Origin of the sequence: Streptococcus sp. 29887 (genome assembly GCF_032595075.1) — a bacterium.
Taxonomy (GTDB): domain Bacteria; phylum Bacillota; class Bacilli; order Lactobacillales; family Streptococcaceae; genus Streptococcus; species Streptococcus iners.
The window spans coordinates 1639120-1665447 of the sequence record NZ_CP118735.1 but is presented as its reverse complement, the minus strand read 5'-3'; the positions used below and the strand labels follow the sequence as shown (position 1 = coordinate 1665447).

At 41.8% G+C, this 26328-nt stretch carries 22 protein-coding genes and 1 pseudogene; 15 read left to right on the top strand and 8 right to left on the bottom strand.

Annotated elements, in window-relative coordinates:
- Positions 1–18: 18 nt before the first annotated feature.
- Positions 19–1221 (bottom strand): IS110 family RNA-guided transposase, encoded by a 1203-nt coding sequence (locus tag PW252_RS08105; protein WP_316716661.1) that lies wholly within the window; start codon positions 1219–1221, stop codon positions 19–21.
- 460 nt (positions 1222–1681) lie between these two features.
- On the opposite strand from PW252_RS08105, the gene PW252_RS08100 reads away from it, so the two are divergent.
- From PW252_RS08100 to serB, 5 genes are all read left to right on the top strand, one after another.
- Positions 1682–2899: an FtsW/RodA/SpoVE family cell cycle protein gene (locus PW252_RS08100; protein WP_248051494.1), complete on the top strand. Its 1218-nt coding sequence runs from the start codon at positions 1682–1684 to the stop codon at positions 2897–2899.
- Positions 2900–2912: 13 nt separating this feature from the next.
- Complete coding sequence (locus PW252_RS08095) at positions 2913–3452, top strand: DJ-1 family glyoxalase III (RefSeq protein ID WP_248051496.1); 540 nt, start codon at positions 2913–2915, stop codon at positions 3450–3452.
- A 197-nt stretch (positions 3453–3649) separates the two neighbouring features.
- Positions 3650–5602 (top strand): DNA topoisomerase (ATP-hydrolyzing) subunit B, encoded by a 1953-nt coding sequence (gyrB, locus tag PW252_RS08090; RefSeq protein ID WP_105124813.1) that lies wholly within the window; start codon positions 3650–3652, stop codon positions 5600–5602.
- A gap of 88 nt (positions 5603–5690) precedes the next feature.
- Positions 5691–7415, top strand: coding sequence for a septation ring formation regulator EzrA (gene ezrA / locus PW252_RS08085; protein ID WP_248051498.1), 1725 nt, complete (start codon positions 5691–5693; stop codon positions 7413–7415).
- 49 nt (positions 7416–7464) lie between these two features.
- Positions 7465–8100, top strand: a complete 636-nt coding sequence (gene serB, locus PW252_RS08080) for a phosphoserine phosphatase SerB (RefSeq protein ID WP_248051499.1) — start codon at positions 7465–7467, stop codon at positions 8098–8100.
- 37 nt (positions 8101–8137) lie between these two features.
- On the opposite strand, the gene PW252_RS08075 is transcribed toward serB, so the two are convergent.
- Positions 8138–8779 (bottom strand): HAD family hydrolase, encoded by a 642-nt coding sequence (locus tag PW252_RS08075; protein WP_248051502.1) that lies wholly within the window; start codon positions 8777–8779, stop codon positions 8138–8140.
- A 105-nt stretch (positions 8780–8884) separates the two neighbouring features.
- On the opposite strand from PW252_RS08075, the gene PW252_RS08070 reads away from it, so the two are divergent.
- Entirely contained in the window at positions 8885–10015 is a 1131-nt protein-coding gene (locus tag PW252_RS08070; RefSeq protein WP_248051504.1) for a glycerate kinase family protein, read from the top strand.
- Positions 10016–10024: 9 nt separating this feature from the next.
- Here the strand turns inward: PW252_RS08070 and PW252_RS08065 are convergent, their stop codons facing one another.
- A complete protein-coding gene (locus PW252_RS08065; protein WP_248051506.1) occupies positions 10025–10474 on the bottom strand; it encodes a DUF1694 domain-containing protein in 450 nt (149 codons plus the stop codon).
- 149 nt (positions 10475–10623) lie between these two features.
- Between PW252_RS08065 and eno the strand changes: the two genes are divergently transcribed.
- Positions 10624–11931 (top strand): surface-displayed alpha-enolase, encoded by a 1308-nt coding sequence (gene eno, locus PW252_RS08060; protein ID WP_099871461.1) that lies wholly within the window; start codon positions 10624–10626, stop codon positions 11929–11931.
- A 145-nt stretch (positions 11932–12076) separates the two neighbouring features.
- Here eno and PW252_RS08055 read toward each other — a convergent pair whose 3' ends face one another.
- Positions 12077–13333, bottom strand: a complete 1257-nt coding sequence (locus PW252_RS08055; protein WP_316716633.1) for an ISL3 family transposase — start codon at positions 13331–13333, stop codon at positions 12077–12079.
- Positions 13334–13692: 359 nt separating this feature from the next.
- Here PW252_RS08055 and PW252_RS08050 point away from each other — a divergent pair.
- Positions 13693–14340 (top strand): annotated as a pseudogene (locus PW252_RS08050) (HAD family hydrolase).
- Between the two features lie 27 nt (positions 14341–14367).
- Here PW252_RS08050 and PW252_RS08045 read toward each other — a convergent pair.
- A complete protein-coding gene (locus tag PW252_RS08045; protein ID WP_105117419.1) occupies positions 14368–14553 on the bottom strand; it encodes a hypothetical protein in 186 nt (61 codons plus the stop codon).
- 55 nt (positions 14554–14608) lie between these two features.
- Positions 14609–15619 (bottom strand): lactonase family protein, encoded by a 1011-nt coding sequence (locus PW252_RS08040; protein WP_248051245.1) that lies wholly within the window; start codon positions 15617–15619, stop codon positions 14609–14611.
- 134 nt (positions 15620–15753) lie between these two features.
- Here PW252_RS08040 and PW252_RS08035 point away from each other — a divergent pair, with 134 nt between their 5' ends.
- Genes PW252_RS08035 through budA form a run of 3 tightly spaced genes read left to right on the top strand, consistent with a single transcriptional unit; the run spans position 15754 to position 18862 of the window.
- Positions 15754–16923 carry an AI-2E family transporter gene (locus PW252_RS08035; protein ID WP_248051242.1) on the top strand — a complete coding sequence of 390 codons (1170 nt, stop codon included), beginning with the start codon at positions 15754–15756 and terminating at the stop codon, positions 16921–16923.
- Entirely contained in the window at positions 16913–18142 is a 1230-nt protein-coding gene (locus tag PW252_RS08030) for a tetratricopeptide repeat protein (RefSeq protein WP_248051240.1), read from the top strand. The genes PW252_RS08035 and PW252_RS08030 overlap by 11 nt, the downstream gene beginning before the upstream one ends.
- A 3-nt stretch (positions 18143–18145) precedes the next feature.
- The gene (gene budA / locus PW252_RS08025; RefSeq protein ID WP_248051238.1) at positions 18146–18862 is read left to right on the top strand and encodes an acetolactate decarboxylase; all 717 of its coding nucleotides are present in this window, start codon (positions 18146–18148) and stop codon (positions 18860–18862) included.
- Between the two features lie 22 nt (positions 18863–18884).
- Here the strand turns inward: budA and PW252_RS08020 are convergent, their stop codons facing one another.
- Positions 18885–20543 (bottom strand): Rqc2 family fibronectin-binding protein, encoded by a 1659-nt coding sequence (locus tag PW252_RS08020; protein ID WP_248051236.1) that lies wholly within the window; start codon positions 20541–20543, stop codon positions 18885–18887.
- Between the two features lie 728 nt (positions 20544–21271).
- On the opposite strand from PW252_RS08020, the gene trpX reads away from it, so the two are divergent.
- The 3 genes from trpX to PW252_RS08005 are packed head-to-tail and all read left to right on the top strand — an operon-like array spanning position 21272 to position 23909.
- Positions 21272–22273, top strand: a complete 1002-nt coding sequence (gene trpX, locus PW252_RS08015; protein WP_248051234.1) for a tryptophan ABC transporter substrate-binding protein — start codon at positions 21272–21274, stop codon at positions 22271–22273.
- A gap of 14 nt (positions 22274–22287) precedes the next feature.
- A complete protein-coding gene (locus PW252_RS08010; RefSeq protein ID WP_248051232.1) occupies positions 22288–23154 on the top strand; it encodes an ABC transporter permease in 867 nt (288 codons plus the stop codon).
- Complete coding sequence (locus PW252_RS08005; RefSeq protein ID WP_248051230.1) at positions 23151–23909, top strand: ABC transporter ATP-binding protein; 759 nt, start codon at positions 23151–23153, stop codon at positions 23907–23909. Before PW252_RS08010 ends, PW252_RS08005 begins: the two co-directional genes overlap by 4 nt.
- Positions 23910–23974: 65 nt before the next feature.
- On the opposite strand, the gene PW252_RS08000 is transcribed toward PW252_RS08005, so the two are convergent.
- Positions 23975–25210: a DNA cytosine methyltransferase gene (locus PW252_RS08000; RefSeq protein WP_105145362.1), complete on the bottom strand. Its 1236-nt coding sequence runs from the start codon at positions 25208–25210 to the stop codon at positions 23975–23977.
- A 112-nt stretch (positions 25211–25322) separates the two neighbouring features.
- Between PW252_RS08000 and PW252_RS07995 the strand changes: the two genes are divergently transcribed.
- Positions 25323–26306: a HaeIII family restriction endonuclease gene (locus PW252_RS07995; RefSeq protein WP_248051229.1), complete on the top strand. Its 984-nt coding sequence runs from the start codon at positions 25323–25325 to the stop codon at positions 26304–26306.
- The last annotated feature ends 22 nt before the right edge of the window (positions 26307–26328 follow it).

The following is a 26328-nucleotide window of genomic DNA, read 5'->3' as shown; positions in this document are numbered from 1 at the left end:
AATATTGCATAAACAATCTTACTGACTTTGGGTTAAAGTGTAATCGTAAAGTTTGTTATGCGTTATGAGGTAATACATTGTCCGAATGAGACGATGTATGGAGGCAATCGTGTGTGGCTTCGTAGAAGTCGTTTGCGATTGTCTTTTTCGTTTCTCATAAAAGTCGGCGATATGGCAAGGATTGGTGTGACTAGCTGAAGCGATATTGTGAATACATTTGAACAGAATCTTTCTAGCGTAGGGATTGCCACGCTTGGTAATGTGTTCCTTAGCTAAAAAGTTACCCGATTCATAGTGTCTCAGGTCAATACCGATAAAGGCATTGATTTGATTGGTAGACTGAAAACGGCGAATATCTCCCAGTTCACCAATAATACTTGTCGCAGTCGTCTCAGCTATTCCAGGAATAGAGAGCAGAATGTCATATTCAGGTAATGGCTGAGCTAGTTCCACCATTTGGTCTAGGACAGTTTGTCTCTGTTCAGAAAGCCGAAGCAATTCTTTTGCATAGTAATGAACCTCTTCCAGCATTGGAGAGGTTTTCTTGACGGCACAATACGATTGATTAGCTAGTGCTGTAAGTTTCTCTGCTAAGTACGCCACACGCTTGTCCGAAATCCGTTTTGAGGTGGACTGACGAATGCTCTCTGAGAGTTCGTCCTTGCTTAACTCAAGAACGAAGTCCTTGCAAGGAAAAGCTATGACCAGGTTCCAGTATTGCTCGCCAGATGGTGTTGATAAGATAGTTTCCAATTCAGGAAAAGTGACTTGTAAGACCTTGTGCAGACGGTTTTTAGCTCGAACAATATCCTCGGTCAGATTCTGATAGAAACGGCTGAGATCCCGCAAGTTTTGGTAGACTTCTTCTTGGACATAAGTGGGTTTACGATTCAGTACAAATTGAGATTGAGCCAGTTTTTCGGCGTCAATTTGATCTGTTTTCCGCACACGCAAGCTATCCAGTTGCTTCTTAGCTTCTAAGGGATTAAGCCGTGTATAAGCGTAGCTATGTTCATCCAGAAAAGCTTGAAGACGACGAGAGTAGACACCTGTTGCTTCAAAGATGATTTCTGGCTTATGGACGGTTTTCAAATCGCCAAGTAGCCGAGCAAAGCCGATGGCGTCATTGGACATGGTATAGCCATGAACTTTCTCACTATTGACTAGAATGGTCACTTCTGAACTGGCCTTACTCACATCAATCCCAAAAACTGCACGCATGATATTACCTCTTGGTCTTGAATGATTCCTTGTTTTAGTGATGTCATTTTCAATACTCGACGTCTGGCGTCCCACATACTTTGATAACATTCTTTCTAAAACAGGTGTCTTGCCAGTTTTTGTTGCGACGTCTAGCGTCAAAAAGCCCTACGACTTAACAAGACACCTCTACTTTATCATAAAGAAAAAGTAGTGAGTACTTTCTCCCGTCGGAGATTTCCTCACTACTAATCTTAGTATGTTTTCGTGCGTGATTGCCAAAATGATTGCCATTTGTCTTAGTATACATTGTAGATAAATGTTCGAGTTTTTAGTGTGTTGACCAGATGATTTTTTCTTCCTGCTAGAGCCTTTTCGTTTTTTTTGCTATAATGTTAAAAGCTATATTTAGTGCTGTATTCACAGTTTAGCACTTTACTTGTGAATGCCAGTTCTTAGAAACGAAAGTATGAGGTAATCTATGAAATACAGAGGAACGATAGATAGTCGAATTGACTACTCTCTCATTTTACCAGTCTTTTTTTTATTGGTTGTAGGCATCTTAGCTCTTTTTATTGCAGTGAGCCAGGACTATCCAGATAGCGTCCTACAAATGGTGGGGCAACAAATTGCCTGGATAGGTATTGGAATCGGAGCAGCATTCCTGGTGATGTTCTTTTCGACCAAATTTCTCTGGCAGATAACTCCATTTTTATATGTACTTGGCCTAGGATTGATGGTCCTTCCCCTGTTCTTCTATAGTCCCGACTTGGTGGCTTCGACAGGTGCGAAAAACTGGGTAACCATTGGAGGAATGACCCTCTTTCAGCCGTCGGAATTTATGAAAATATCCTATATTGTCATGATTGCAAGGGTTATTGTCACCTTCCATAAGCATCATACTGAACGAGGTCTTCGAGAAGATTTTATGCTGATTGGTTATATGTCTCTCTTTACTCTTCCTGTTTTGGTGCTACTGGCCTTGCAGAGTGACTTGGGAACTTCTTTGGTATTCGTGGCCATCTTCAGCGGGATGCTTCTCCTGTCGGGGGTGTCATGGAAAATTCTCCTACCGACAGCTGTGACCATCTTGGTACTGGTTGCAGGCTTTATGCTGATTTTTGTATCGCCAGGTGGGACAACCTTCCTGCATAATATGGGAATGGACACCTATAAAATCAACCGTATTTCAGCTTGGTTAGACCCCTTTAAACACGCCCAGTCAACAACCTACCAACAAGCACAAAGTTTGATTGCTATCGGTAGCGGTGGTCTGAAAGGTCTAGGGTTCAATAAAACAAATCTGCTCATTCCGGTTCGTGAAAGTGATATGATTTTTACAGTTATCGGTGAGGATTTTGGTTTTATTGGTGGGACAGTCTTGATTGGCCTCTACCTCCTGCTGATTTATCGGATGTTACGGATTACATTAAAATCCAATAATCGTTATTATACCTACATCTCTACAGGTTATATTATGATGCTCCTCTTCCATGTATTTGAAAATATCGGGGCAGCTACTGGTTTACTACCTCTGACAGGTATCCCACTTCCATTCATCTCTCAAGGTGGCTCTTCTATAGTGTCCAATCTGATTGGGATTGGCTTGGTACTATCCATGAGTTACCAGTCGCATCTGGCGGATGAAAAAGAAGAAGTGAGATTACGGAAATACAGGAAAATTACGTTAGAACGTTAGAAAGTTGGTTACTATGGTAAAAGTTGCAGTTATGTTGGCAAATGGCTTTGAAGAAATTGAAGCCTTGGCCCCTGTTGATATTTTTCGAAGAGCAGATTTTCAATGCGATATGATTGGTTTAACTAGTATTCGTGTGGAAGGCTCACATGCTATCAGGGTTGAAGCAGACAGTTTGTTTGATGGGGATTTGAGCCAGTATGATTTGATTGTCCTGCCGGGAGGTATGCCTGGTTCATTAAATCTTCGTGATGATGACCGTTTGATTGCAGAATTGCAAAAGGCGGTAGCAAATGGGAAACGGGTTGCGGCTATCTGTGCGGCTCCGATCGTTCTAGACAGGGCTGGTTTACTGGATGGTCGTCGCTATACATGTTTCCCAGGGAAAGAAGCAGATATTTCCACTGGTATTCATTTTGCAGAAAATGTAGTCGTAGATGGACCAATTATTACCAGTCGCGGTGCAGGTACTAGCTTGGAGTTTGCCTACAAATTGGTTGACTTACTTGGTGGCGATGGTCAAGGTCTGGCAAGGGTCATGGTTCATAAAAATTAGAGGAACATAGTGTTGGAAAGTAGGGAGCTGAAGTAGAAATTCAGCTCCTTTTTGGTGGGAATTTTATGAAAAATATGGTATAATGTTGGGTACGATTGTAAAGTTTTTATACTCTTGTTTTTCCTATCCAGATACTTCAAATCTTGTCGGATGGTTTAACGTTTTTGAGAGTAGAGCTTAGAAATAAAGGAATAAGAATGACAGAAGAAATCAAAGATTTACAAGAAAAAGCACAAGAATATGATGCCAGTCAGATTCAGGTTTTGGAAGGTCTGGAAGCCGTTCGTATGCGTCCAGGTATGTATATCGGAACAACCTCTAAAGAGGGCCTTCACCATCTTGTATGGGAAATTGTCGATAACTCGATTGACGAGGCCTTGGCCGGTTTTGCCAGCAAGATTGAAGTTTATATCGAACCAGATAATTCCATCACGGTTGTGGACAATGGTCGTGGTATCCCGGTCGATATTCAGGAAAAAACAGGTCGTCCAGCCGTAGAAACTGTTTTCACAGTTCTCCATGCCGGTGGTAAATTTGGCGGAGGCGGATATAAGGTATCAGGTGGTCTGCATGGCGTAGGTTCATCCGTAGTAAATGCCCTTTCGACCCAATTAGATGTCCATGTTTATAAAAATGGTCAGGTTTATTTCCAAGAATACCGTCGTGGTGAGGTGGTTGCTGATTTGAAGATTGTGGGTGAAACAGACCGCACTGGTACGACTGTACATTTTACACCAGACCCAGAAATCTTTACTGAAACGACGGAGTTCGAGTTTGCTAAACTAAATAAGCGGATCCAAGAACTAGCCTTCCTAAACCGCGGTTTAAATCTTTCGATTACGGACAAGCGTGAGGGAATGGAACAGACTAAGGAATATCACTATGAAGGTGGTATTGCTTCATATGTGGAATACCTCAATGAGAACAAAGATGTTATCTTTGAAACACCTATTTACACAGAGGGTGAAATGGATGACATCACAGTCGAAGTAGCTATGCAATACACGACTAGCTACCATGAAAATGTGGTCAGCTTTGCTAACAATATTCACACCCATGAAGGCGGTACCCACGAACAAGGTTTCCGTACAGCTTTGACGCGTGTCATCAATGACTATGCTAAGAAGAATAAAATTCTCAAGGAAAATGATGACAACTTAACTGGTGAGGATGTGCGTGAAGGTTTGACAGCTGTTATTTCTGTTAAGCACCCAGGTCCTCAGTTTGAAGGGCAAACCAAGACCAAGCTTGGAAATAGTGAAGTTGTTAAAATTACTAACCGTCTATTCTCGGATGCATTTTCAGAATTCCTTTTGGAGCATCCTCAGATTGCTCGTCGCATTGTGGATAAGGGGATTGTTGCGGCCAAGGCGCGGATTGCTGCCAAACGTGCTCGTGAGGTGACCCGTAAGAAATCAGGTCTTGAAATTTCTAACCTGCCAGGTAAATTGGCGGATTGTTCGTCAAACGATGCAACTAAGACAGAGCTCTTTATCGTGGAGGGAGATTCTGCGGGAGGTTCAGCAAAATCTGGTCGTGACCGTGAGTTTCAGGCTATTTTGCCAATTCGTGGTAAGATTTTGAACGTGGAAAAGGCCAGCATGGATAAGATTTTGGCCAACGAGGAAATCCGCAGCTTGTTCACAGCTATGGGAACTGGCTTTGGAGCGGACTTTGATGTAGAGAAGGCTCGTTATCAAAAATTGGTTATCATGACCGATGCCGATGTTGACGGAGCCCATATTCGTACCCTGCTCTTAACCCTCTTCTACCGTTATATGCGTCCGATTGTAGAAGCTGGTTATGTTTACATTGCCCAGCCGCCAATTTATGGTGTTAAGGTTGGAAGTGAGATTAAAGAATACATTCAACCGGGTGCCAATCAGGAACAAGAATTGCAAGAAGCCTTAGAAAGACATAGTACTGGACGTTCTAAACCAACCATCCAACGTTATAAGGGATTGGGTGAAATGGATGACCATCAGTTGTGGGAAACAACCATGAATCCAGAGAATCGTCTGATGGCGCGTGTTTCAGTTGATGATGCTGCAGAAGCAGATAAGATTTTCGATATGTTGATGGGGGACAAGGTTGAACCTCGCCGTGAGTTTATCGAAGAAAATGCGGTATATTCAACATTAGATGTCTAAAAACTGAGAAAACAAGTGCATAAGCTAGAGATTTATGGTATAATAAAGCGATATTTTCTAGTAATTACTATGAACTAAGGAGATTTACATGCCTACAGGAACAATCATCTTAATCGTTTCGATTGTTATTATTTTAATCGTTGCCTACGTAGCCTGCCTGATTGTTCGCAAACGTAATGACAACCTCTTGGTTGCATTAGAAGAGCGCAAGGAAGAGCTATTTAACCTCCCTGTAAATGAAGAAGTTGAAGCGGTAAAGGCCCTTCACTTGATTGGTCAAAGCCAGGTTTCCTTCCGTGAGTGGAATCAAAAATGGGTTGATTTATCCCTCAATTCATTTGCAGATATTGAAAATCATATTTTTGAAGCAGAAGCTTTCAATAATTCTTTCCGTTTCGTCAGCGCTAAGAATGCTATTGATAGCATTGAAAGTCAGATTGACCTAATTGAAGAAGATATTTCTTCTATCCGCCATGGTTTGATGGATTTGAAGGAACAGGAGGAGAAGAACTCAGGTCGTGTCAAACATGCCTTGGATTTGTTCGAAAATCTGCAAGCCTCTGTTCGTGACAATTCTGAAAGTTATGGAGAAACCTTGCCAGAGCTTGAAAAACAACTGAAAAATATTGAAGTTGAATTTTCTGAGTTTGTTATGCTCAACTCATCTGGTGATCCGATTGAAGCATCTGAAATTCTTGATAAGACAGAGGAGCACATGATTGCTCTCAATCAGATTATGGATCGTATTCCGCATTTGATTGAACGTGTTAGTAAGGATTTTCCAGAGCAGTTGGAAGACTTGGAATCAGGCTACCGTAAACTTGTAGAGCAAAACTACTTGTTTACAGAAGGAAATATCGAATCCCAATTCCAAAATATTCGCGTTTCTATTCGAGAAAATACTGCCTTGATTGTCTCCTTTGATTTGGATGCGGCAGAAGCTGAAAATGAGGGCATTCAAGCTAAGATTGACCATTTATATAAGCTCTTTAATCGGGAAATTGAGGCTAACAAGTCTGCTAATAAGATTAGTAAGAACCTACCAAAATTTTTGGAGCATGTGGTACAAAATACACAGCTTTTGGATGAAGAAAGTCAGCGTTTAAATGCCAACTATCTATTGGCAGACAGCAAGCTTTCTCGAATTAACCAACTGAAAAAACGTTTGGAAACTATTGAAATCGTCGTCGCTGAGAGTGTTGAAGGGATTGAGACGCCGCAGGTGGCATATTCTATTCTGGAAGAGCGATTGGATCATTCGCTTTCAAGTTTGAAAGAAATTGAAGAAGAACAGCTAGTACTGGCTGAATACCTTAAATCACAAGAATTATCAGAAAGTACAGCTCGTAAGAAAGCTACTCTCTATATCAATAAGCTTCATACCCTAAAACGCTACATGGAGAAACGCAATCTTCCTGGTATCCCGGCTGAGTTTCTGACAAACTTCTTCAGAACCAGTGACCATGTGGAAGGTCTGATTGCAGAATTGGATTATAAACGAATTAATATCGAAGTTGTTAATCGTTTGTTAGAAAATGCGACTTACGATATGAATCAGTTGGAAGAATTAGCTTACCTTATCGTTCAGAATGCGACCTTGACAGAACAACTCTTGCAGTATTCTAACCGCTATCGTTCAACTGATGAAGGAATTCAAGCAGCTTTCAATCGTTCACTAGACATTTTTGAAAGAAACTTTGACTACCAAGCAGCCTTTGAAGAGATTTCATTTGCCTTGGAAACAGTTGAACCTGGCGTAACAGAACGTTTTGTTCGTTCTTATGAAAAAACAAGAGAAGCAATTCGTTACTAAATAAAAAGCCGTTTGGCTTTTTATTTTTATACAAGAAAGGATATGAAACATGACAAAAGGATTATTGGTTATGGATGTGGATTCTACACTGATTATGGAAGAAGGTATTGACCTTCTTGGTGAGGAAGCGGGTGTAGGCGAGCAGGTTGCAGATATTACAGAACGTGCTATGCGTGGGGAATTGGATTTTGAAGAAGCATTACGCGAGCGTGTTGCCTTGTTAAAGGGACTGTCTGTTTCTGTTTTTAATCGGATTATGGAAAAAATTCATTTTACACCAGGGGCAGTGGAATTGGTTGCGGAATTAAAAAATCGTGGTTTCAAGGTTGCAGTCGTATCAGGTGGATTTCATGAAACAGTGGATCGTCTTGCTAGTCAGCTAGAATTAGATTATGTTCGTGCCAATCGTTTAGAAGTAGTTGATGGATTTTTGACAGGTCAAGTTTTGGGCGATATTGTGACCAAGGATACCAAGAAGGCTTGTTTGGAAGCCTGGGCGGCTGAAAATGGCCTAGCTCTATCTCAGACTATTGCTATGGGGGATGGTGCTAATGACCTACCGATGATTCAAAGAGCAGGAATTGGAGTTGCTTTTTGCGCCAAGCCAATTGTGCAAGAACAGGCAGCTTATCAAATCAATGAAAAAAATCTCTATAAACTAATAGAGATTTTGGATGGTAAATAATGAGGAAGTCAGCTGTTTGCTGGCTTTTTCTGTTTGCCTAGACTAAGAGTTGTTTTAAGTCAAGAAGGGTTTCGGCTATCATTGTTGCGCCAGCCTCTTCCAATTCTAGTCGATTTCCGTAGCCATAAAGGACTCCGATAGAAGCTAGCTGGTTGGCCTGGGCTCCTTCGATATCATGTTCACGATCCCCGACCATAATCGTTGTTTGTAGATTGTAGTCCAGTTGGGCTAAGGCGTAGGTGATGACGTCTGCCTTACTAATACGACTGTTATCTAAACTAGCTCCGGCAATGACATCAAAATAATGAGCAATGCCAAAATAATCCAGAATTTGCTTGGCAAAGACTTCGGGTTTAGAGGTGGCGATAGCCAAGGTTTTACCTGCTTCCGTCAGAGCTTCTAAAAGAGGAATAACACCGTCGTAGAGTTGGTTTTCAAACATGCCCTTTTCTTTAAAATAAACCCGAAAGGCGTCAACAGCTGCCTGGGTATCTGCTGGATTTAGTTGATAAAAACGGGCAAAGGATTCATAGAGCGGTGGACCGATAAAGCGTTGTAAACTAGCCAAGTCAGGCTCTTCAATACCCATTTGGTCCAATGCGTAGGCGACGGAATTTAGGATACCTTGTCCAGAATCTGTTAAGGTACCGTCAAGGTCAAATAAAATAGTCTGATACATGGAAGCCTCCTTTTGTCCAGTATATCATGTTTTAAGGAAATACTCGAATTTTTCTTGAAAGACCTGGAAAGGAGTGCTACAATTATATAGAAAGGTGGGATATCTATGCGTATTCTAATTGCTCCAGATTCCTTCAAAGAATCTCTCTCAGCAATAGAGGTTGCTAAAGCCATAAAGCAAGGATTTTCAAAGGTCTATCCCCAGGCAAGTTATGATTTGCTTCCCTTGGGTGATGGAGGTGAAGGAACCCTCGACAGTTTGACGCAAGCCTTAGATTTAGAGAAATACCAGACAGAAGTGACAGGACCATTTGGGGATAGGATATGTGTTGACTATGCAATGCGAGATGGTCTGGCTGTTTTTGAAATGGCTGCGATAGTGGGACTTGCCAGCATTCCGCTAGAAAAAAGAAATCCTTTGCTAGTTTCTACTAGAGGAGTGGGTGAACTGCTGGTTGAACTGGTGCAGAAAGGTGCCAACCAGTTTTTCATCGGAATTGGTGGCTCTGCCAGCCATGATGGCGGCATTGGAATGGCAGCAGGTCTTGGTGTGAAATTCTATGACAGAGAGGGGCAGGAACTGGAAGCCATCGGTGCCAATCTGGGTAAGATTGCGGACTTTTCCCAAGATGACATAGGTATTGATTTGTCGTCTGTTCAGATTGATTTGGTAACTGACGTGGATAATTTTCTCTGTGGACATCAGGGAGCCACTTATGTTTTTGCTGGTCAGAAGGGGCTGGAAGCCACGAAGTTTGAGCAAGTGGATAGAGAGATGGAAAGATTTTATCAGCTTGTCAATCCAGCAATCTTGACACTGGCTGGTGCTGGTGCAGGCGGTGGGATGGCGGCAGGCTTGGTGCAGTTTGCAGGTGCCCGCATCCAAACAGGTATAAACTTTGTTCTGGATCAATTAGATTTTGACAAGCGAGTAGCTGAGGCTGACCTAGTTATTGTCGGTGAGGGACGAATGGATGCCCAGAGTTTGGCAGGCAAAACGCCAATCGGTGTAGCTCGAAGGACTCCGGATCATATTCCTATCATCGCTATTTGTGGCAGTTTGAAGGATGATTTACCTGATTTTCCTTTTGAAAATATCTGTGCCGCTTTTCCGATAATCGCAAGCGTTGAAAATCTAGAGGACACGCTTCAAAAAGCAGAAAAAAACCTGGTCCGCACAGCAGAACAGGTGGCAAGAATTCTTCAGTTGGGAGGAAAATTGGAAGGATTTAATTGAAGAAATAGCTTATCCAAATAATTTTTTCCAGAAGGAGGGTTTTTGCTCTTCCTTTTTTTCTTCCTTCTTGACAAGATTTGGAAAGATAACTTCTAAGTTAATTTCTTCTAAATCAACTGCATGATCTGTATGGAAGACCAGAGCGTACGGAGATTGCCCAATTTTCTCATCGATGATGGAAGTAGTAATTCCATGGGCTTGAGCGAGTTTCATCAGGGAAATTTGTTGCTTGTCCGCCAGAGAGGGAGAGAGTTTAAGAAAGAGAGGTATGTAGCTATTTGCTAGCTTTTGGCAGATGGTATCGAATGCCGATATGGCAAACTCATTTGCTAAGTCCTCGAAGGTGAGAAGAAGAACAACGCGCTCGCGATAAGTTCCCATGTATAAGCGCTGTTCATCAGGGTTTAGACGGGTTTCACCAGAGGCTTTTTGTAGGATTGTAGTATGTAAATTAGTCATAGTTTTAGTATAGCATATCCTAGTAAAAACGCAAAGGAAGGCGTTTACATTATTTCTTTCAGTAAAATAGCCTATTTTTTCTTGAAAAATCTCTTATTTTAGGGTATGATAGCAGTGTAACTATTTTAAACTCAAAGGAGAGTAATATAATGTCAATTATTACTGATGTTTACGCTCGCGAAGTCCTTGACTCACGCGGTAACCCTACACTTGAAGTTGAAGTTTATACTGAATCAGGTGCTTTCGGACGTGGTATGGTTCCTTCAGGAGCTTCTACTGGTGAGCACGAAGCAGTTGAGCTTCGCGACGGTGACAAATCTCGTTACCTTGGTCTTGGTACTCAAAAAGCTGTTGACAACGTAAATAACGTGATTGCTGACGCTATCATCGGTTATGACGTTCGTGATCAACAAGCTATCGACCGTGCTATGATCGCTCTTGACGGTACTCCTAACAAAGGTAAATTGGGTGCAAACGCAATCCTTGGTGTTTCTATCGCTGTTGCACGTGCAGCTGCTGACTACCTTGAAGTGCCACTTTACACTTACCTTGGCGGATTCAACACTAAAGTATTGCCAACTCCAATGATGAACATCATCAACGGTGGTTCTCACTCAGACGCTCCTATCGCTTTCCAAGAATTCATGATCTTGCCAGTTGGTGCTCCTTCATTCAAAGAAGGTCTTCGCTGGGGTGCTGAAGTATTCCACGCTTTGAAGAAAATCTTGAAAGCTCGTGGTTTGGTAACAGCTGTTGGTGACGAAGGTGGTTTCGCTCCTAAGTTCGAAGGAACTGAAGACGGTGTTGAAACAATCATCGAAGCTATCGAAGCTGCTGGTTACGAAGCTGGCGAAAACGGCATCATGATCGGTTTCGACTGTGCGTCATCTGAATTCTACGACAAAGAGCGTAAAGTTTACGACTACACTAAATTCGAAGGTGAAGGCGCTGCTGTTCGTACATCTGCAGAGCAAATTGACTACCTTGAAGAATTGGTTAACAAATACCCAATCATCACTATCGAAGATGGTATGGATGAGAACGACTGGGATGGCTGGAAAGCTCTTACTGAGCGTCTTGGCAAACGCGTTCAATTGGTTGGTGACGACTTCTTCGTAACAAACACTGACTACCTTGCACGTGGTATCAAAGAAGGTGCTGCTAACTCAATCCTTATCAAAGTTAACCAAATCGGTACTCTTACTGAAACATTCGAAGCTATCGAAATGGCTAAAGAAGCTGGCTACACTGCAGTTGTATCACACCGTTCAGGTGAAACTGAAGATTCAACAATCGCTGACATCGCAGTTGCAACTAACGCTGGCCAAATCAAGACTGGTTCATTGTCACGTACAGACCGTATCGCTAAATACAACCAATTGCTTCGTATCGAAGATCAATTGGGTGAAGTTGCAGTCTACAAAGGCTTGAACTCATTCTACAACTTGAAAAAATAAATTAGTACAGTGTACTAATTTATCCCCGAGCTAGTATAGCGAGGGTCATAATAAGAACAAGTCTGGAAATTTCCAGACTTGTTTTTCAATGTCTGGGAGACTGTTTTATCCGGCTCTTTGTCAACTGTAGTGGGTAGATGAAAAGCTAACACCTAGAGAGGACGAAGTTCGTTCTCTCTTTCTTTATGTTCAAAGCAATCAAAATACGTTTTTTAAAATTTTCAAAGTTCCTGAAACCAAAGGCATTTCTTTTAATGACTTTGATGAGATTGTTGGTAGCTTCCAGTTTGGCGTTCGAATAAGGCAATTCCATGGCGTTTAAAACCTTTTCTTTATCCTTTAGAAATGTCTTAAATACCGTCTGGAAAATAGGATTAACATTGGCTATTTCCTGTTCGATAAGGTCAAAGAAATGATCTGAGTTTTTCTCTTGGAAATGGAACAAGAGAAGCTGATAGAGTTCATAGTGCTGTCGTAGTTCCTCTGAAAAAGACAGTAGTTTTTCTAGGATTTCCTTGTTAGTCAAGTGCATGCGAAACATAGGGCGATAAAATCGTTTATCGCTGAGTTTACGGCTATCTTGTTGTATCAATTTCCAGTAGCGTTTCAAGGACCGGTATTCCTGCGATTTTCTGTCGAATTGATTCATAATTAGAATACGAACGCGGTTCATAGCACGGCTAAGGTGCTGCACAATGTGAAAGCGGTCCAGAACAATCTTGGTGTTTGGAAATAGCTGTCTAGCCAATTTGTAGTAAGGACTAAACATATCCATGGTAATGACTTTGACTTGATTTCTAACCTTTCTAGGATAGCGTAGAAAGTGGTTTCGGATGGTTGCTTGTGTTCTTCCGTCTAGAATAGTTATGACATTTAGGGAGTTGAAATCTTGAGCGATAAAGCTCATTTTCCCCTTTTTGAAGGCATACTCATCCCAGCTCATCACCTCAGGTAAGGTATTCCAATCTGTTTCAAACTTGAACTCATTAAGCTTTCTCATAACTGATGAGGTTGAGATAGATAGCCTGTGTGCAATATGTGTCATTGCTTGATTTTCGATGAGTAATTGAGCAATCTTCTGGTTAACAGCGACGGAGATTTGGTGGTTCTTCTTGACAAGAGGAGTTTCAGCGACCGCTATTTTTCTGCAATCTTTACACTTGAAGCGACGCTTTCTAAGTCGGATAAGCAAGGGATAACCAGCAGTTTCTAGGTAGGGAATTTTGGAGGGTTTTTGGAAGTCGTATTTTGCCATTTGTCCCTTGCAGGAGGGACATTTAGGGGCTGTATAATCCAAATGACCATGAAGTTCTAAGTGAGTTCCCATATCATATTCATTAGAGATAGTGATATTTTTGTCTTTAATTCTGAGAAGATTTGTGATAAGATTTAGTTGTTCCATATGAGTCTTTCTAATGTGAGTTTGGTTGCTTTTCATTATAGGCCATATGGGACTTTTTTTCTACAATCAAAAAGACTCCATAATATCCATAGAGGATTTACCCACTACAGATATTATAGAGCCTTTTATCCCCGAGCTAGTATAGCGAGGGTCATAATAAGAACAAGTCTGGAAATTTCCAGACTTGTTTTTCAATGTCTTGTAGACTGTTTTATTCCCGAGTTAGAATAACGAGGGATTAGTAAAACTCTCTAGGTTTTCCTATGGAGTTTTCTTTGCGTTACTATTAAAATATGCTATCCTAAAATGAAGTGATGCTAGTGTAAGTGTCCGCAGATTGAATGTAAATGGAGAGCGGGATGATAGAGTGGATATTTTTTGATTTAGGTTCGACGCTTTTAGATGAAGAGGCTGCTTATGGTAATTATATAGAAAAGTGTGTGAAGAAGTTAGAGTCTCTGGATATAGAGGTTTCATCAGATTCTTATAAAAAGAAAATGGCGGAGTATGCTCATAAGTCGCTGGACCCAATTCGTGCTACCTGGCAATATTTTGCACCGACCGAGCCACGTCCTTTATGGACAAATGAAGGGATAAAGCTCTATTCAGAAGTATGAGAGGTTCTTGAAACATTATCAAAACACTATCGATTGGGGATTGTTGCCAATCAGTCTAGTAGTGTTAGAGAACTGCTTCAAAAGTGGGGAATTGAGTCTTATTTTCAACTCATCATCCTCTCTGAAGAAGTTGGGTTATCTAAACCAAATACAGCTATTTTCACACTTGCCTTGCAAAAAGCAAACATCCCTGCCGATAGAGTTGTCTATGTTGGGGATAGGTATGATAATGATATTCTACCTGCTAAATCTTTGGGAATGTGGACTGTACGGATACTGACTGGTTTTGGGAAGCATGCCAGTGAAAATGAAAGATTGAAGAGTGATTGGGTAATTACTTCATTGCAAGAGATAACAAATATTTTTGAAGAAACAAAAAAACTAGACTGAACATTCTCAGCCTAGTTTTTACATGTATTAGAACAAGCCTTTAACCTTGTCCAAAAGACCGCTTACGCCTTCAGAACCTGACAACAAGCCTTTTGCTTGCTCCAAGTATTCGCCGAAGTTGTCTTTGTTTTCTTCGATAAATTGTTTAGCTCCGTCAAAGTCTTTGTTTGCGATTAAGTCTTTAACTTCGTTGAAAAGATCTACTGGATTCATGTAATTCACCTCCTATACAAATATTAAACCAAAAATAGAGCGATTTCACAACTGATTAGTCTTCAAAAAATGTGACAGATACAGCTTCTGGTAGGTAAAAATCATGAGAAAGTTCCGTCAGTCGACCTGTTTCTGTATCTCTTGAAAAAACAGTCGTATTATCAGAGTCTTGATGGACGGCAATCAGATGTTTCTCGTCTGGGCTTAGGGTAAAGTCACGGGGTGTCTTGCCATGGGTTGACACGATTTGGACCAATTCAAGACTGGCATCACCAAGTGTTTTATAGACGGCGATTGAGTCGTTACCACGGTTAGAACCGTAGACAAATTTTCCATCTTTGGTGATACGAATAGCAGCTGTGCCATTGAAGCCTGTATGGTCTTGTGGAAGTGTAGAGATAGTTTGTAGGTGCTCGAACTCTCCCCAGCCATCGTAAATAAGGATTTCAATAGTTGAATTAAGTTCACAGATGAGGTAGGCAATTTTCGCAACTGGATGGAAAACGATGTGGCGTGGACCACTTCCAGCAGCGGCCTGATAGGTCGCAAGTTTCTCTATTTTTCCTTGGTCTGAAACCTTGTAGGTTACAACTTGGTCAGCACCTAAATCACAGGTCACCAAGAACTTATCAGGTGTCAAATCAGAAAAGTGAACATGGGCGGATGCTTGATTTTCATGTGGACCAGAACCTTGGTGCTGAGCAATATCAGCAAGTTCTAGGGAGCCATCTTCTAGTCGTTTATAGACCAGAACTTGCCCCTTGTGGTAATTGGCGGCATAAACTAGATTTCGTTCGTCATCTACGGCTACATAGCAGTGAGGTGCACCCTCGCTAACCACATGGTTTAGCAAGCTGAAATCTGTATCGAAAGCTACGATTCCCCCTTGTCCATTTTCATCTCCGACTGAGTATAGTCGACCAGCCTTATCAAAAGCAAGATAGGTTGGGTTTGGTTCTTCAGCAACCAATTCTAAGTTACTGAGTTGCCCAGTTTCGCTATTAAATTGTGCCTTATAAATACCTTTTGATTCACGTTTGGTGTAAGTACCGAAATAGACAGCCATGCTTATCTCCTTTGAAAATGATTGCTAAAATTATACCATATTTCTCCTGTAAAGTCTGAGAAAGCCTATGGTTTATTTGTCTAAAATACTCCATTACATGATACAATAGAGAAAAAGAATGAGGAGTGAGCGAGATGGATGAACAGCAGCAACGATTTAGAATGTCCTGGTTTTTTAAGTGGTTTGTAAACAATCAGGCTGTTACTTTTTTTCTAGTAACCTTATTGGTTCTATTAACTATTTTTGTTTTTACTAAGGTCAGCTTTTTGCTGAAGCCGATTGGGAGTTTTATTGAAATTATTCTCCTGCCCATGTTGTTGACAGGTTTGCTCTATTATCTCTTAAATCCTATTGTGGATTGGTTGGAGAAATATAAGATTACACGGACAGCTGCTATTTCGGTCTTATTTGTATTGATTGGCATGCTTTTGGTTTGGGGCTTGGCTGTTGTTATTCCAAGTATTCAAGGGCAGGTCGTTTCTTTCGCCCAAAATCTGCCGTCTAATATTCAAAAGATTGAAAGTCAAGTGACGACCTTATTGGAAAATGAACAATTTGAACAGTTCCGTCCAACTGCCTTGGAAATTTTGAATAAGGTCAATGACCAAATTGTTTCCTATGCGCAGAAATTTTCTTCCAGTGCGGTAAACTGGGCTAGTAGCTTGATTTCAACGGCATCGCAGATTATAGTGGCTATTTTGATTATGCCCTTTATTCTCTTCTATCTATTACGAGATGGTCAGCATTTAAATCGTCATGTCACCCAGTACTTACCGACAAAATGGCGTTCATCCGTCAGCAAGGTTTTGACAGATGTCAATGCTCAGTTGTCTAACTATGTTCGTGGTCAGGTGACGGTCGCTATTATTGTTGCTCTCATGTTTTCTGTCATGTTTTCAGTGATTGGACTTAGTTATCCTGTAACCTTGGGGGTTATGGCTGGTTTTCTTAATCTGATACCCTACTTGGGTTCATTTTTGGCTATGATTCCGGCAGTAGTGTTAGGATTGATTGCTGGACCGGTCATGTTGGTCAAGGTTTTGATTGTTTTCATGTTGGAGCAGACCATTGAAGGTCGTTTCGTGACCCCGCTCATTATTGGTAGCTCTTTGAGTATCCATCCCATTACCATTTTGTTTGTCTTGTTGACGGCAGGTCAGATGTATGGAGTACTGGGGGTTCTGCTCGGTATTCCAATCTATGCCTCTATTAAGGTCTTGGTCAAGGCTGTATTTGAATGGTATAAGGTCTACAGTGGTTTATATGAAAAAGAAGGAGAAACTGAAGAAGTTCATGAACAATAGTGAAAAAATGTTGGCTTGTTTGGACCAACAGGATTTAGATAAGGCAGATAAGTATTTCAAGCGTGCCTTGGAGCAAGATGATAATGACACCCTTTTGTCCTTGGCTGCCTATCTGGAAAGTATTGGTTTTTTCCCCCAGGCTGCACAAATCTATGATCAGCTCAAGGAAACCTATCCTGAGGTGGTTCTCAATCTGGCTCAGATTGCTTTTGAAGATGGCTTGGTTGAAGAAGCCTTTGCTTATTTGGAGGAAATTTCGGAAGACAGTCCTGCCTATGTGGAAGCCTTGTTGGTCAAGGCAGACTTGTATCAGGCGGAAGGATTATCAGATGTGGCGCGTGAAAAATTGCTAGAAGCCAGTCATTTGTCTGATGAACCAATTATCCTCTTTGGCTTGGCAGAGTTGGACATGGAATTGGAATACTTTAAGGAGGCTATTTCCTACTATGCCCAGCTGGATAATCGTGAAATCTACGAATTAACAGGGGTTTCGACCTATCAGCGAATTGGGCTTGCCTATGCAAGTTTGGGGAAATTTGAAGCGGCCATTGAATTTTTGGAAAAGGCTGTTGAGTTGGAATACGATGACCAGACTGTTTTTGAGTTAGCTGCTCTGCTATTTGAAAGCGAAGAATACCAAAAGGCCAATCTCTACTTCAAGCAGCTGGATACCATCAATCCTGATTTTGAGGGCTATGAATATGCCTACGCCCAATCCCTTCGTGCCGAACATAAGATTGAAGAAGCCTTGGCAATGACAGAAAAGGGCTTGGCCAAAAATGATTTTGATGCCAATCTCTTGCTTCAAGCTTCTCAGTATGCCTATGAAATGCACGATGAGGCAGCTGCTGAAGACTATCTTCTCAAAGCAAGGGAAGTGGCAGATGACAGCAATGAATTAGCCCTCCGCTTGTCCAATCTCTATTTGGAGCAGGAGCGGTTTGATGAGGTTGTGGCCCTCTTTGACGAGGAGCTGGACAATGTCTTGGCGCGTTGGAATGTAGCTAAGGCCTATCAAGCTCTGGAAAGAGATGAGGAAGCGAGTGAGCTTTACGCTGAATTAGCTGGGGAATTGGCGGAAAATCCTGAATTTTTGGCTGATTATGTAGGTTTATTACGTCAACTTGGTCGCTTGGATGAGGCAAGAGAGCAAGCTAGCCGTTATATCCAATTGGTGCCAGATGATTTGGCCATGCAAGAATTTTTGAATGAAGAGTAGGTTATGCAAGTAAATCGATTATTTCAATACAATACACTTGGTGCCTTGATGGCGGGTTTATATGATGGTTCTTTGACGGTGGGCGAATTGCTGGAACATGGTGATTTAGGCTTGGGAACTCTGGATTCCATTGATGGTGAGTTGATTGTCCTAGATGGAAAGGCCTATCAGGCCAAAGGAGCAGGGGAGAAACCAGAGGTGGTGGAGGTTCCTGCTGCTATGAAGGTTCCCTATGCAGCGGTTATTTTCCATGAAGCAGAAGTGATTTTCAAACAACGCTTTGAAATGACCAGTGATGAATTGCACCAGCGGATTGAATCCTATTATGATGGAGAAAATCTTTTTCGTTCTATCAAAATCAAAGGGACGTTTTCACGGATGCATGTTCGTATGATTCCTAAATCGGCTTCGGATGTTCGATTTGCGGAGGTGGCTAGTCGTCAGCCTGAGTATACCGCCGAGAACATTTCGGGTACTATTGTTGGTATTTGGACACCAGAGATTTTTCATGGGGTCAGTGTGGCAGGTTACCATTTGCATTTTATCTCAGACGATTTGACCTTTGGGGGTCATGTCATGGACTATATCATTTCACAAGGAATGGTTGAAGTGGGACCAGTCGATCAGCTGGATCAACGCTTCCCAGTCCAAGACCGCCAATATTTGTTTGCTAAGTTCAACGCCAAGGAAGTCAGAGAAGATATTAATAAGGCGGAGTAGGTTATACACAAAAATCCATGAACTAGATTTTCATGGATTTTATTTTGTCTTCTGTTGGGGTGACACGGAGGGTCTTCTGACCTCGGTAGGTCACAAAACCAGGCTTACCACCTGTTGGCTTATGGAGTTTCTTGGCTTCAATCATATCGACTTGGACCAAGTTAGAATGCCTTGCCTTAGAGAAGTAGGCAGCCAACTCGGCCGCATCTGTCTTGACCTCGTCGCTTGGGTCCAAGTTGTCTGTGATGACCACGTGGCTACCAGGAATGTCTTTGGCATGGAACCAGAGTTCGCCCTTTTTAGCCATTTTGAAGGTCAATTCATCATTTTGCAGGTTATTTTTTCCTACCAGAATAATAGTCTTCCCGTCCGTCGCCAAATAGCGTTCAGGTTTCTGACGCTTATGGATTTTCTCACGGTGGCGGCGCTTGAGGTAGCCTGTTTCAATCAACTCCTCACGGATTTCATCGATTTCAGCCAGACTAGCCTGTCCCAGCATGGTGTCAACGGACTCCAGATAGACAATGGTCGTCTTGGTTTCCTCAATCAAGCTGGTCAAGTGCTTGACCGCCTCCTTGAGTTTCTGGTATTTCTTGAAGTACCGCTGGGCATTCTGGCTAGGAGTCAAAGCCACATCCAACTCAATCTCCAACTCCTCGCCCGTATAGTAGTTGTCTAAGGTCACACTAGCCTGGTCATTTGGCACCTGATGCAGATAGGTGGTCAGGAGCTCGCCCTTTTGTCGCACCAACTCCGCACCTTCCGTATCCGCCAATTCCTGCTCCTGCTTGACCAACTTTTTGCGATTTTTCTCTAGCTCACTGGCTACCCGCTTGATCAGCTCATTGGCCTGCTGGGCCACTCGGTCCCGCTCCGCCTTGTCCTGATAGTAGAAGTCCAGCAGACTGCTTAGGCTCTCAAAGTGTGGCTGGTTTTCAGGACTATTGGCAAATGGCAGAGCAGTATAGGATTTGTCTGTCAGGCTAGGCTGAGTTGCCTGGTCAAAAAAGGCACGGAAGTTCTTCAGGCGGTCCGTCTGCAAGTGACTAGCCAGTTCAGAAGCTGTATCCCGACCCAAACCTTGAAAGGCCTGTTGGAGATTTTTTGGACTCAGTTCCTGAGTCGATAAGATTTCAAACAATTTCTCGTCAGACACCGTATAAGGATTGAGAGAATGCGTCTCCGGTGGACGAATGTAGGTGGAACCTGGCAGGATGGTCCGGTAGGAATTTTGCGAGAAACCAACGTGCTTGATAGCCTCGATAATCCGTTGTTCAGATTTATCCACCAAGATGATATTGCTGTGCTTGCCCATGATTTCCACAATTAAGGTTGCTTGGATATGGTCGCCAATCTCGTCCTTGTTGGACACCGAAAATTCTAAGATACGGTCATTGTCCAACTGACGAATGTCTTCGATAATGGCACCCTGCAAGTATTTTCGTAAAATCATGGTAAAGGTATTGGGCACCTTGGGATTGGTAAAATCCGACTGGGTCAGCTGAACCCGTCCGAAAACTGAGTGGGCAGACAGGAGCAACTTATGGCTCTGGCGGTTGCTGCGGATGTTGAGGACAATCTCCTGTTCAAAGGGCTGGTTGATTTTCTGAATCCGCCCGCCCTCTAGGTTGGCTTTCAATTCAGCTGTCATGTGATGTAAAAAAAATCCGTCAAAAGACATGGTGTTCCTCTTTCTAATCGCTCTAACTCAGACTAGTATATCACACTTCGTTGATTTTTTGATGAGAGTTGCAGAACGGGAGTAGAAAAATTTTCAGAAAATTTAATCAAAAGTCTTGACAAAGTCTTTGGGATGCCGTATAATCGTCTGTAATCAGAAGAAGTAGTAAAGCAGAAGTCTTCAGGGAGCCTGTGGTGCTGGGAACAGGTGGCGGAGTTTTATGAAATGGGCTGATGTGCATTTATGTCTATTTTATGACGTCGTTAGTCGGTCTTGCCGTACACCAGTACTGCCTTCACCCGACTGCCTAGTCCTAAAATGCCCTAAATTCACAAGGATTGTTTGTGGTGGTATAGCAAGGAGAGCTAACGAAGGTTTCAGCCAAAACAGTCACGTAAAAGAACTTAAAACAATGATAGTTCGGTCCGCACACCTTACAGTGCAACTCCTTGTTAGAGGAGATGAGATATGGGAGGATTCTAGACAATTCCCATAAGTGAGGTGGCACCGTGTCATTGACGCCCTCGCATACTGTTTTTCAGTATGCGGGGGCTTTTCCATTGTCTTGGTAGATTGGCGTTCAAATGAAAAATGAAATACAGATAATGATATTCTACTTTGACAATGATAGAAATTACGAGGTAATCATGATGAAACGATGGCGATGGTGGAATAAAATTTTGAAGACGTAGAAATTGGATATTATGTATTTTACGAGGAGAATGAATATGTTGAAAAATAAAAACTTACTAGCTACAATTGTTGCCCTTACTGTTATGGTGGTTGCTGCCCTGTTTATGACGCAAAAAGAGCAGAGCAGTTCATCTAATTCGACTGAAAAAGTTAAAATTGGTGTTCTGCAGTTTGTGACCCATGATTCACTAGATGAGATTTATAAGGGGATCAAGGATGGACTAAAAGAGGGTGGCTATTCAACGACGGATAATTTGGACATTGATTTTATGAATGCTGAGGCTGACCAGTCACAGGTACAGACCATGAGTAAAAAATTGGTGGACAATGGTAATGAACTCTTAATCGGTATCGCGACACCAGCTGCACAAGGTTTGGCAAACGCAACGACTGAATTGCCAATCATCATGGGTGCGGTAACAGACCCAGTTGGTGCCAACTTGGTCAAAGACTTGAAAAATCCTGGTGGCAATATCACTGGTGTGTCTGATCAGACACCTGTAGCAGATGCTGTTTCCCTCATCAAAGAAATCACACCAGAGGCAAAAACAATCGGCGTCCTTTATTCTTCTAACGAAGACAATTCAAAAATTCAAGTAGCAGAATTTAAGGCTGCAGCGGAAGAAGCAGGCTATACTGTCCTTGAATATGCAGTTGCTTCAAGTAATGAATTGGCCTCTACAGTAGAAGTGGCAACCAGCAAAGCAGACGTTCTTTTCACACCAGTTGATAACACGGTCGCATCAGCATTTTCAACAGTCGTTTCTGTGGCAAATAAAACAAAAACTCCGATTTTCACTAGTGTAGAAGACATGGTCGAAGGTGGAGGTATTGCATCTGTAACTCTCAGCCAATATGACTTGGGTGTGGCAACAGGTAAAATGGCTGCCAAAATCTTAGACGGTGCAAATCCTGGGGATACACCAGTCCAAATTTTCAATGAAGGTACGGTCGTTGTTAACCAGAAAGTTGCAAAAGAATTAGGTATCAGCTTGTCAGAAGAGATTATCAATAAGGCAAGCAAGGTTATCGAATAAAACAAAGGAATGTTATGATTGTATCAACAGTTTCACAGGCTCTTTTATGGGCTGTACTAGGAATGGGAATATTCGTCACCTTTCGGATTTTGAATTTCCCGGATATGACGACAGAGGGCTCTTTTCCACTGGGAGGAGCAGTTGCAGTAACCTTATTGACACAGGGAGTTCATCCTGTCTTGGCAACGCTGGCAGCCGTTTTGGCAGGCTGTTTGGCAGGTTTGGTCACAGGCTTGCTCTATACCAAGGGGAAAATCCCTACACTTTTAGCTGGTATTCTGGTCATGTCTTCTTGTCACTCCATTATTCTCTTTATCATGGGTCGGGCAAATTTGGGTTTGTTAAATACCAGTCGATTGCAGGACTTGCTTCCCTTTTCTGAGCAAGTGAATGGACTTTTACTTGGTTTGGGAAGTGTTGCCCTAGTCATTGGATCCTTGATGTTCTTCCTCTATACTCGCCTGGGTCAAGCCTTTATCGCGACGGGGGACAATCCAGATATGGCTCGCAGTTTTGGTATCAATACCAGCAGAATGGAGCTGCTTGGGTTGATTCTTTCTAATGGGATTATTGCTCTTGCGGGTGCCTTGATTGCTCAACAAGAAGGTTATGCGGATGTATCCCGTGGTATCGGGGTCATCGTAGTTGGGATGGCTAGCTTGATTATCGGTGAGGTCTTGTATGGAAATTTGACCATGTTGGAACGGTTCTTGGCCATTGCAGTAGGTGCTATCTTCTATCAGTTCTTGATTTTGGTGGTTATTTCCCTCGGTATCAATACCAGCTACCTCCGTATCTTCTCAGCCATGATTTTGGCAGTCTGCCTCATGGTTCCTGAGTTGAAAAATAAAGTCTTGAAAGGAGCCAGCCTGTCACGATGAAAGCAATTGTTGAATTAAAAAATGCCACCAAGGTGGTGACCAACGGTTTTGATGAAGAGCGCGTGATTTTGGACAATGTCAATCTGACCATCTACCAAGGGGATTTTATTACTATTTTAGGTGGAAACGGTGCTGGGAAATCAACCCTCTTCAATGTCATTGCTGGTACCCTGCCCTTGACAAGTGGTTCGGTCCACATACTCGGTGAGGATGTGACCAACTGGCCTGCTGAAAAACGGGCCAAGTATCTGGCTCGTGTCTTCCAAGATCCTAAAATGGGAACTGCTCCGCGGATGACAGTGGCAGAAAACATGCTCATCGCCAAGTATCGTGGTGAGGGGCGGGGCTTGGTGCCACGTAGATTGGTCCAAGAAAGGGAAGAATTTGCCCAGCTTTTGCCGAGAGTGGGAAATGGTTTGGAAAAGCATTTGGACACACCAGCAGGGCTTTTATCAGGTGGGCAAAGACAGGCCTTGAGTTTGTTAATGGCTAGCTTGAAACAACCAGAGCTCTTGCTCTTGGACGAGCATACTGCCGCTCTCGACCCTAAAACTAGCCAATCCTTAATGCAACTGACGGATGAATTGATTGCGACCAAGGGAATGACAGCCCTCATGGTCACTCATCAAATGGAAGATGCTCTCCGTCACGGCAATCGCTTGATTGTCATGAAAAATGGTCAGATTATTCAGGACCAAACGGCAGAGGAAAAATCCAAGATGAAACTGGAAGATTATTACAAGTTGTTTGATTAGTTTGATGTTTATGTGTCAATAAAGGTAAAGAAAGAATCCTGTGTTTGTAGCAGGATTCTTATTTTTTATAGTAGATTTTTGTAGTAAAATTCGATAATAGGTCTGGCAATTTTCTCAGCAAGAACAACAGGGACTGCATTTCCGATTTGCTTATATTGTTCATTTAATCGATGGTTCTCTGTCACATTTCCTTTATTTCCATTAGAAAATTCAAACCAATCCGGAAAGGTTTGAATGCGAGCACATTCTCTGACAGATAATCTACGATTTTGGTTTCCCTGAAATACCCATGTTTCCTTGTCTATTTTTTTCATAGGTAATCCGTGGGGGTGCTGTGGTGCCTGTCTAGCACTGGCTTGAATCGTAAAGCTCTGTTCTTCCCAAGATTTCTTACGGTTTCGACTCATGTACATAGAAGAATATGTTGAATCAAAGACGTCACTTGGTTCAAGTGGCAAATCTCCAATCGCATCTTTGAGTGTCACATATTTTTCTTTTTCCGGACCGTGTGTTGCTGGTGGAAGTTGATAGACATAGTTGAATTTCTTCTGAATATCTTTTCTTACACCAATAATGAAAACACGTTCTCTTAATTGTGGAACTCCATAATCTCGTGCATTGACAAGGTGGGCAGTAACGACATAGCCAGCCGCGGCAAAGTCTTCTGTAATTTGTTCTAGCACTTTTCCTTTTCCGAGTGTCATTAGACCTTTAACATTTTCTGCAATGAAGAACTCAGGTTTTGATTGCATGAGTGCACGGATGTAATGAATGTATAAAAAATTACGCTCATCATCAAGCAAGCGCGGACCTGCCACACTAAAGCCTGGGCAAGGAAATCCTCCGAGCATGATATTAGCTTTTGGAAAAAGGGAAACTTTCTGGATATTTTTAGAACTTTTGTAAATCGTATCAGGGAAGTTTTTTAGGTAAGACTGATTTGCTGATTCAAATAAATCATTTGAAAAAATGAAATTGATAAGCTTATTTCTGTGACTATCATAGGACAGCTTTGATTGGAATAGTTGATAGGCTTTTTCCTGACCGTACTGAGCAACAAGGCCAGCTAATTCGATACCTAAATCAAGTCCACCACAGCCACTAAAGAGAGAAACAATATTGATTTTACTTTCATCGTATTGAATAGTATCAATAATAGCTTGTTCCTTATCTTTTTCCTCTTGCGTAATGGCCTCTTCGACTTTTTGAGTTTCTTCCTTGATTTTCGCCTGTAGTATTTCTTCAATTTCTTCCACAGTGAAGGTGGATGAAGATATGAATTGCTTGTCTGTTTTTTTCATAAGAACTCCCAACTGAATATATACTTTACAAGTATAACAAAAAAAAATAAACTTGGCCAGTAGAAACTATTGTGGGATAATAAAGCTAATAAAATATATAGGAGTAGTAGAAATGGCTAAGCAGACAGTACAAGGAAAAGGATTTGAATATGCTTGTATTACAACTTTTTACAAGGCTTTGACAGAATTGGGTATGAGATGTGAAATTGAAGAGAGCAAGGCCTATCTAACTGCACAAGATAATTTCCAAAAATTAGATGGCATTCTACAGGAAGATATGTTCCAAGCCGCTAAGGCGAGTCTAACTACCATTTTAAAGGCAGAACCAAATCTGTCTAATGGTCAGGAATTAGTAACCTTATCCATTTTAGTTGATAAAAGTGGTGGAGATGGTGATGTTAGGGATATTGTATTTATCAAAGGTGAAACTGATTGGGAGATTGGGATTTCTTGTAAACATAATCATCATGCCCTAAAACATTCTAGGCTATCCAATGACATAGATTTTGGTTTGAAATGGTTGGGACTTCCAGTTTCTAACGATTACTTTGAAGCCATTAAGCCCGTATTCACTAGGTTAGCAACTTTGAGGGATGAAACCAAGCACCTTGATAAAGCTGAGCAGCATAAATGGACTATGTTTGAAAATAAAGAAGTGGAGATTTATTTACCTGTTCTTGAAGCTTTTAAATTTGAGTTGCTTCGATTATACGAGCAACATCAGGATGTCCCCCAACTTCTAATTGAGTATCTACTAGGACGAAAAGACTTTTATAAAGTAATAGCAAAGGATAAGGAACGGAAAACGATTGTTCAGGCATTTAACTTAAACGATACCTTATCTATCAATTATCAAACCATTCGTCCAAAGACAAGGGTTAAGGGCTTGTCAACTGTTTTACCAACAAGAATTTTCTCTTTAGACTACAAGAGAGGTTCTAAAAATACTCTGGAGTTGATTATGGATAATGGTTGGTCTATCAGTTTTCGCATTCACAATGCTTCTTCAAGAGTAGAACCGTCCTTAAAATTTGATATTCAGTTAATTGGTATCCCTCAGAGCGTGACAAATGTTGAGGAGTATTGGGAAGATTGATTATTAAATAGGGCAGTCAGTT

Bases quoted from the DNA above. Each gene is read 5' to 3' on its own strand.
- PW252_RS08020 (WP_248051236.1), bottom strand. From the start codon at position 20,543: ATGTCTTTTGACGGATTTTTTTTACATCACATGACAGCTGAATTGAAA.
- gyrB (WP_105124813.1), top strand. From the start codon at position 3,650: ATGACAGAAGAAATCAAAGATTTACAAGAAAAAGCACAAGAATATGAT.
- PW252_RS08040 (WP_248051245.1), bottom strand. From the start codon at position 15,619: ATGGCTGTCTATTTCGGTACTTACACCAAACGTGAATCAAAAGGTATT.
- PW252_RS08075 (WP_248051502.1), bottom strand. From the start codon at position 8,779: ATGTATCAGACTATTTTATTTGACCTTGACGGTACCTTAACAGATTCT.
- PW252_RS08030 (WP_248051240.1), top strand. From the start codon at position 16,913: ATGAACAATAGTGAAAAAATGTTGGCTTGTTTGGACCAACAGGATTTA.
- PW252_RS08045 (WP_105117419.1), bottom strand. From the start codon at position 14,553: ATGAATCCAGTAGATCTTTTCAACGAAGTTAAAGACTTAATCGCAAAC.
- serB (WP_248051499.1), top strand. From the start codon at position 7,465: ATGACAAAAGGATTATTGGTTATGGATGTGGATTCTACACTGATTATG.
- trpX (WP_248051234.1), top strand. From the start codon at position 21,272: ATGTTGAAAAATAAAAACTTACTAGCTACAATTGTTGCCCTTACTGTT.
- budA (WP_248051238.1), top strand. From the start codon at position 18,146: ATGCAAGTAAATCGATTATTTCAATACAATACACTTGGTGCCTTGATG.
- PW252_RS08000 (WP_105145362.1), bottom strand. From the start codon at position 25,210: ATGAAAAAAACAGACAAGCAATTCATATCTTCATCCACCTTCACTGTG.
- PW252_RS08065 (WP_248051506.1), bottom strand. From the start codon at position 10,474: ATGACTAATTTACATACTACAATCCTACAAAAAGCCTCTGGTGAAACC.
- PW252_RS08095 (WP_248051496.1), top strand. From the start codon at position 2,913: ATGGTAAAAGTTGCAGTTATGTTGGCAAATGGCTTTGAAGAAATTGAA.
- PW252_RS08035 (WP_248051242.1), top strand. From the start codon at position 15,754: ATGGATGAACAGCAGCAACGATTTAGAATGTCCTGGTTTTTTAAGTGG.
- ezrA (WP_248051498.1), top strand. From the start codon at position 5,691: ATGCCTACAGGAACAATCATCTTAATCGTTTCGATTGTTATTATTTTA.
- PW252_RS08070 (WP_248051504.1), top strand. From the start codon at position 8,885: ATGCGTATTCTAATTGCTCCAGATTCCTTCAAAGAATCTCTCTCAGCA.
- PW252_RS08100 (WP_248051494.1), top strand. From the start codon at position 1,682: ATGAAATACAGAGGAACGATAGATAGTCGAATTGACTACTCTCTCATT.
- PW252_RS08010 (WP_248051232.1), top strand. From the start codon at position 22,288: ATGATTGTATCAACAGTTTCACAGGCTCTTTTATGGGCTGTACTAGGA.
- PW252_RS08055 (WP_316716633.1), bottom strand. From the start codon at position 13,333: ATGGAACAACTAAATCTTATCACAAATCTTCTCAGAATTAAAGACAAA.
- eno (WP_099871461.1), top strand. From the start codon at position 10,624: ATGTCAATTATTACTGATGTTTACGCTCGCGAAGTCCTTGACTCACGC.
- PW252_RS08005 (WP_248051230.1), top strand. From the start codon at position 23,151: ATGAAAGCAATTGTTGAATTAAAAAATGCCACCAAGGTGGTGACCAAC.
- PW252_RS08105 (WP_316716661.1), bottom strand. From the start codon at position 1,221: ATGCGTGCAGTTTTTGGGATTGATGTGAGTAAGGCCAGTTCAGAAGTG.
- PW252_RS07995 (WP_248051229.1), top strand. From the start codon at position 25,323: ATGGCTAAGCAGACAGTACAAGGAAAAGGATTTGAATATGCTTGTATT.